This is a genomic window from Polaromonas sp., assembly GCF_030689685.1.
Taxonomy (GTDB): domain Bacteria; phylum Pseudomonadota; class Gammaproteobacteria; order Burkholderiales; family Burkholderiaceae_C; genus Polaromonas.
This window is the reverse complement of the sequence record NZ_JAUYEY010000023.1, coordinates 1-5,861: the sequence shown is the minus strand read 5'-3', so window position 1 is coordinate 5,861 and position 5,861 is coordinate 1. Positions and strand designations below refer to the sequence as shown.

Genomic DNA, 5,861 nt, shown 5'->3' with positions numbered 1-5,861 from the left:
CTAAAAACCCGCATCCTCAAAGGGATAGCTGAAATCAACGCATCGCCTGTCGTTTTTCGATGGAATAAGTTCGATCTTGGCGTCGTTTAGTACGTAATTGCTTTAATGGAACTAACTACTAGGAGCCTGGGCGGCGGAAGGGACGTCGGCTGCAAAGCGGCCGCGACGGTCCGTTTTTCACCGGCTTTTTGCCCCATAGCTACGGCTATGAGGCTGCAAATCCGGCAAAAACTGTCCTCGCTGGGGCCACTTTTCGCTTCGACGCCTTCTGCCTCCCAGGCTCCTAGCCTGTTTTAAGTCTTTGATTCCCGGCCCTCTTCCCTGCAGAGGTCGAACCAAGGGAAACTCCTAGGAGGGTTTCAGCTAGGTCTACCGGTCAGGGCGAGAATTTGTAAGAAGTTGGTAAGGACCGCAGCAACAATCAACCCATTGTTACCAAAGGCCCTATGCTTTTTACTGTTTCTACGATCAAGCTGATAGCCGAGGTGGCTTTGCTCGGGCTGTTCGGGCAATGGGTGTTGGGCCTGCTGGCCGGCGCCAAAAAAAGCCAGAATCTTTTCTATCAGATCCTGCAGATCGTCGGCAAACCCTTTGTGGTCGCTGCGCGGGTGATCACGCCCAGACAAATCATTGACCGCCACGTGCCGCTCGTGGCGTTTTTGTTGTTGCTGTTCATCTGGTTGGCCGTGACGCTGATGAAAATCCGGATTTGCCTGGAAATTGGCGTGGAGCTGTGCAAATGAACACCGTACTGGCTTATTCGTACCTGAAGTTCCAGGCGCTGGTGCTGTTGGTGTTTGGCAGGCAGGCCGCTGCCCTGAAAAAGTTCACCCAGATGCTGCTGGTGCGCCCCGGCGACCGCTATGCGCTGGCGAGCCGGGCGCATGTGCTCGCCCAACTGGGCGACAAGCTCAGCGCCATTGACGCCCTGCGGGAGCTGGTGGCTCGCTTCCCCGACACCTCCGCTGCCTGGTTCAACCTCGCGTACATGCTCGAAGACGTTGGTGGGCACGCCGATGCAGAGCCCGCGTTCCGTTGTGCGCTGGAGATCGAGCCCAAGATGGACCGCGCCTGGTACGGCCTGGCGCTGCTCCTGATCCGCGACCGCCGCTTTGAGGAAGCGGTGCAGGCGCTCAAGAAAAACACAGAACTGCAACCCATGAGCCCGTTCGGCTGGTATCAGCTGGCGCGGGTTCATGTCGACAGGCAAGACCCTGATGAGGCGGTGAAGGTTATTCGCCACCTCAAACGGTTTGAGCCTAAAGTGGCCGCCCAGCTAGAGCGCGAGACGGGACTGAGCACAGCTCAGTCGTCCTGACCGGGAACCAGCGGGGCGGGTATTTGATGGCCAGGGTCCAGCCCAGGCTTACAAGAGACGCGATCTGGCTTGCAGGCCACGCTTGGGGACTGGTGGTGATCGCGATGTGCCCGAAAGGGTGTTGTTGATGGAGGCAAATGTTATGCAGTTGACTGACAACCACCGCCGTTATTGGCGGAAGAACCTGAACGTCACGGCAATTTTGCTGGTGATCTGGTTCGTCGTGACGTTCGTCGTGAGCTATTTCGCCCGCGAGCTGAACTTCAATTTCTTTGGCTGGCCTTTTAGCTTCTGGATGGGAGCGCAGGGGTCTTTGGTAATTTACGTGGCGATCATCGGTTTTTATGCCTGGTACATGGGCAAGCTGGATGTCGAGCACGGCGTTGAAGAAAGCGAGGAATAATCATGGCTGGAATGTTTGGCTCCGATAGCGGGGGTGCGAATAACGCCGCCTCCAAGACTGCGTTCAAGACCGGCCTGAACAAGGTCTACACCTGGTACACTGGCGGTTTCGTTATATTTGTGGTGGTGTTGGCTATCCTTGAGCAGATGGGTTTGTCCCGTCAGTGGATTGGCCTGATTTTCCTGCTGGCCACGATTGGTTTGTATGCCGGCATCGGCGTCATGAGCCGCACCAGCGATGCAGCCGAGTATTACGTGGCAGGTCGCCGCGTGCCCGCCATGTACAACGGCATGGCAACCGGCGCCGACTGGATGTCTGCCGCTTCCTTCATCGGCATGGCCGGAACGCTCTACCTCTCGGGTTACAGCGGCCTGGCTTTCATCATGGGATGGACCGGCGGCTACTGTCTGGTGGCTTTGTTCCTGGCGCCCTACCTGCGCAAGTTCGGCCAGTTCACGATCCCCGACTTTCTGGGCGAACGTTATGGCGGAAACCTGCCACGCTTTCTTGGCGTTGTGGCCGCGATTCTGGTCTCCTTTGTATACGTGGTCGCGCAGATTTACGGTGTGGGCCTTATCACCGCGCGCTTGACCGGGGTGGCCTTTGAATTAGGGGTTTTCCTGGGTCTGGGTGGTATTCTGGTTTGCTCCTTCCTGGGTGGCATGCGGGCGGTGACCTGGACTCAGGTGGCCCAGTACATCATTTTGATCGTGGCCTACATGATCCCGGTGGTATGGCTGTCGGTCAAGCAGACCAGTGTCCCGATTCCTCAGGCGATCTATGGCGTCCAGCTCCAAAAAGTGACGGCCAGGGAAAAAGAGCTGACCAATGATCCGAAAGAGCTGGAAGTCCGAGCGATCTTCAAGCAGCGTTCAGATGTGTTGGCCGAGAAGCTCAAAGACCCTGCTGTTGCGCTGGCTGCGGACAAGGCGGCAGCGGAGAAGAAAGTGGCAGACCTGAAAGCCGCGAATGCCGCGCTGTCGGAAACTTCTGCGGCTGAAAAAGCACTCGCTGCCCTGCCGAAAGATGCGGCTGCTGCCAAGGTTGCCTGGACTGCTGCCAAGGCTGCTGCCGACGCCAAGACCCGTCCGCTCAATGGCATGCTGCCGCATGCACAGCAGTATGCTGGCGATCCCAATGGCGATGCAGCGGCCCAGAAAGCTTACGACACCTCTCGTCGCAACTTCATTGCCCTCATTTTCTGCCTGATGGTGGGAACCGCCGCGCTGCCGCACATTCTGATGCGTTATTACACGGTGCCCAGCGTGAAGGAAGCGCGAGAATCGGTGACCTGGTCGTTGTTCTTCATCTTCCTGCTGTACTTCACTGCGCCAGCGCTGGCGGTGCTGGTGAAGTATGAGGTCTTCAACGTACTGGTGGGCACGCCCTTTAACCAGCTTCCGGCATGGATTGCGGACTGGAACAAGGTTGATCCTTCGCTCATGTCGGTGGTGGACATCAACAAGGACGGCATTTTGCAGCTCAACGAAATGTCCATCGGCGGTGACATCATCGTACTGGCAGGGCCGGCGATCGGCGGTTTGCCTTATGTGATCTCGGGGCTGGTGGCTGCCGGTGGCCTGGCTGCTGCGCTGTCCACGGCTGATGGCCTGCTGCTGACGATGGCCAACGCCTTGAGCCACGACTTGTACTACAAAATGATTGATCCGAACGCATCGACCGCGCGCCGTGTGACCATCTCCAAGGTCCTGTTGCTGGTTCTTGCGCTGGCTGCCGCTTATGTGGCGGCCCTGAAAGTGGCCGACATTCTGTTCCTGGTCTCTGCGGCGTTCTCGTTTGCTGCGGCTGCGTTCTTCCCGGCGCTCGTTCTGGGCATCTTCTGGAAGCGTGCCACCGGTATTGGCGCGTCGCTGGGCATGGTCTGCGGTTTGGGGATCACAATCTACTACATGGTGATGAACCATGCCTGGATGCGCAGCGTCTTTGGCGTTACCGCTCCCGTTGACTTGTGGTGGGGCATTCTGCCAATCTCGGCCGGCGTGTTCGGTGTGCCCGTCGGGTTGGCCGTGATCATTCTGGTCAGCCTGGTGACTCCGGCACCCAGCAAGAAAATTCAGGAACTGGTGGATCATGTGCGCTATCCAACCCTGCGCGCTGCCTGACGGGCAGTTCCATGGCTTGATCTGACAGCTGTCAGATCAGTGGCCCGGCAACGCAAGTTGCCGGGCTTTTTTCATGGGCGGGCGTTTTTCACTTGTTTGGACGGCAGCGAAGGCTCTCCCGTTCAAGCCGGGGCCGCGGGTCCGGCTCCGCCGGCCCGCAGGCGCAGCGGCCCCCTCGGGGGGCAGGGCGCTACACGCAGTGAGCAACCGTGGGGGTGCTATAATCATGGGCTTCGCCTTGCTGCACCCTTAACGACGCTGGGGCAGCTTCATCAACCACAAGGAGAGTTTATGCGTCATTACGAGATCGTCTTGCTGATCCATCCGGATCAAAGCGAGCAGGTTCCGGCCATGCTGGAACGTTACAAGGGCATGATCACTGCCGGCGGTGGAAAAATCCACCGTGTTGAAGATTGGGGCCGCCGCCAACTGGTGTACCTGATCCAGAAACTGGCCAAAGCCCATTACCTGTGCATCAACATCGAAGCCAGCCAGGCCGTGATGGACGAAATTGAGCATGCGTTCAAGTTCAATGACGCTGTGCTGCGCCACCTGACCGTGCTCAAGAAAAAGGCTGATACCGGCCCGTCCCTCATGATGCGCAACGTCGAGCGGGAAGAAGCCCGCAAGACCCAGCAGCAGGAGTACGCGGCTTAATTGCCACTCTGCTGTTAAACGCATCGCTGCCTTGAAATTGATCTTGCAGTGAACCATGTTGAACTGACCGCCCGCATCGCCGAGGCCAGCCCTCTTCGTTACACGCCCGCTGGTATTCCTGCCGCCAACTTCGTCCTCGAGCATGCGTCTGAGCTGGTCGAATCAGGCGTCACCCGGCAGGTCAAATTGACGGTCAAGGCGCTTGCCTTTGGCACGCTGGCTGAACAGACAGGCCGGCTCGCTTTAGGTAAAAGCTTCAGGTTCACAGGTTTTCTGGTCAATGCGCGTGGCAGCAAAGGTGTCGTTTTTCATATCCAAGCTTTTTACCCAGTTTCTGAACAAGTACTGAACCCCCTTTAAGGAGTCCATCATGCCCGGACCAAAACGTTTCAACAAAGACAAGCGCCCCAAGCGCAACACCCAATCCCTGCTGTTCAAGCGCAAGCGCTTTTGCCGCTTCACCGCTGCCGGCGTTGAAGAGATTGACTACAAGGACATCGACACTCTGCGTGACTTTGTCTCTGAAAACGGAAAAATCATCCCCGCACGCTTGACCGGCACGCGCGCGATTTTTCAGCGGCAGGTCAACACCGCCGTCAAGCGCGCTCGCTTTCTGGCCATGTTGCCGTACAGCGACCAGCACCGTAGCCTGTAAGGAGCACGACCATGCAAATTATTCTGCTCGACAAAGTCGTCAACCTCGGCAATCTGGGTGAAGTTGTCAAGGTCAAAGACGGTTACGCACGCAACTTCCTGATTCCTTCCGGCCGCGCCCGCCGCGCCACCGCTGCAGCGATCAAGGAATTCGAAGTCAAACGCGCCGAGCTCGAAAAAGCTGCGGCCGCCAAACTGGCTGAATCTCAGGCCCAGGGCGAAAAACTTGGCGGCACCACTGTCAAGCTGACGCAAAAAGCCGGTGTAGACGGCCGCTTGTTTGGTTCCGTCACCAACCACGACATCTCGGCCGAGCTGACCAAGCAGGGCTTTCCTGTGGCCAAGTCGCAAATCCGCATGCCCAACGGCCCGCTCAAGACGGTGGGCGACCACCCTGTAACGGTTGCGCTGCACACCGATGTGGCTGTGGAGATCACCGTGACGGTCTACGGCGAATCGGCGTAAACAGCCTCCAGTTTTGCCGCTTCAAAAAGCCGCCTTTGGGCGGCTTTTTTCATGTGCGCCCAGCATGGGCGCACTCTCGCGGGTGCAAGCCCCGCCGTAAGTTGATCACAACGAACGAAGTGAAGCGCAACTGCATGAGGGCGACCGAGTGTGGGAAGGAAGCGTGGAGCATAAATTGCGAGCCGATGGACAAGAACCGGATAGAAGGCGTTGCCAAGCAGGGCGAGCGGGCATGAAACCG

The 5,861-nt window shown here is 57.9% G+C and carries 9 protein-coding genes; 8 read left to right on the top strand and 1 reads right to left on the bottom strand.

Annotation, left to right across the window (positions count from 1 at the left end; translation table 11 throughout):
- Window positions 1–446 precede the first annotated feature (446 nt).
- The 8 genes from Q8O29_RS06305 to rplI all read left to right on the top strand — a co-directional run bounded on the left by Q8O29_RS06305 (window position 447) and on the right by rplI (window position 5,620).
- Window positions 447–743: a hypothetical protein gene (locus Q8O29_RS06305; protein ID WP_305561208.1), complete on the top strand. Its 297-nt coding sequence runs from the start codon at window positions 447–449 to the stop codon at window positions 741–743.
- Window positions 740–1,318: a tetratricopeptide repeat protein gene (locus Q8O29_RS06300; protein ID WP_305561207.1), complete on the top strand. Its 579-nt coding sequence runs from the start codon at window positions 740–742 to the stop codon at window positions 1,316–1,318. The genes Q8O29_RS06305 and Q8O29_RS06300 overlap by 4 nt, the downstream gene beginning before the upstream one ends.
- Window positions 1,319–1,460: 142 nt before the next feature.
- Entirely contained in the window at window positions 1,461–1,721 is a 261-nt protein-coding gene (locus tag Q8O29_RS06295; RefSeq protein WP_305561206.1) for a DUF4212 domain-containing protein, read from the top strand.
- Between the two features lie 2 nt (window positions 1,722–1,723).
- A complete protein-coding gene (locus Q8O29_RS06290) occupies window positions 1,724–3,844 on the top strand; it encodes a sodium:solute symporter family protein (protein ID WP_305561205.1) in 2,121 nt (706 codons plus the stop codon).
- A gap of 291 nt (window positions 3,845–4,135) precedes the next feature.
- The gene (gene rpsF / locus Q8O29_RS06285) at window positions 4,136–4,501 is read left to right on the top strand and encodes a 30S ribosomal protein S6 (protein ID WP_305561204.1); all 366 of its coding nucleotides are present in this window, start codon (window positions 4,136–4,138) and stop codon (window positions 4,499–4,501) included.
- 48 nt (window positions 4,502–4,549) lie between these two features.
- Window positions 4,550–4,861: a primosomal replication protein N gene (gene priB / locus Q8O29_RS06280; protein ID WP_305561203.1), complete on the top strand. Its 312-nt coding sequence runs from the start codon at window positions 4,550–4,552 to the stop codon at window positions 4,859–4,861.
- Between the two features lie 10 nt (window positions 4,862–4,871).
- Window positions 4,872–5,156, top strand: a complete 285-nt coding sequence (gene rpsR, locus Q8O29_RS06275; protein WP_305349998.1) for a 30S ribosomal protein S18 — start codon at window positions 4,872–4,874, stop codon at window positions 5,154–5,156.
- 11 nt (window positions 5,157–5,167) lie between these two features.
- Complete coding sequence (gene rplI, locus Q8O29_RS06270; RefSeq protein WP_305561202.1) at window positions 5,168–5,620, top strand: 50S ribosomal protein L9; 453 nt, start codon at window positions 5,168–5,170, stop codon at window positions 5,618–5,620.
- Here rplI and Q8O29_RS06265 read toward each other — a convergent pair.
- Window positions 5,602–5,861: hypothetical protein (locus tag Q8O29_RS06265; protein ID WP_305561201.1), on the bottom strand; the 260-nt coding region annotated here is incomplete at its 5' end. The genes rplI and Q8O29_RS06265 overlap by 19 nt on opposite strands.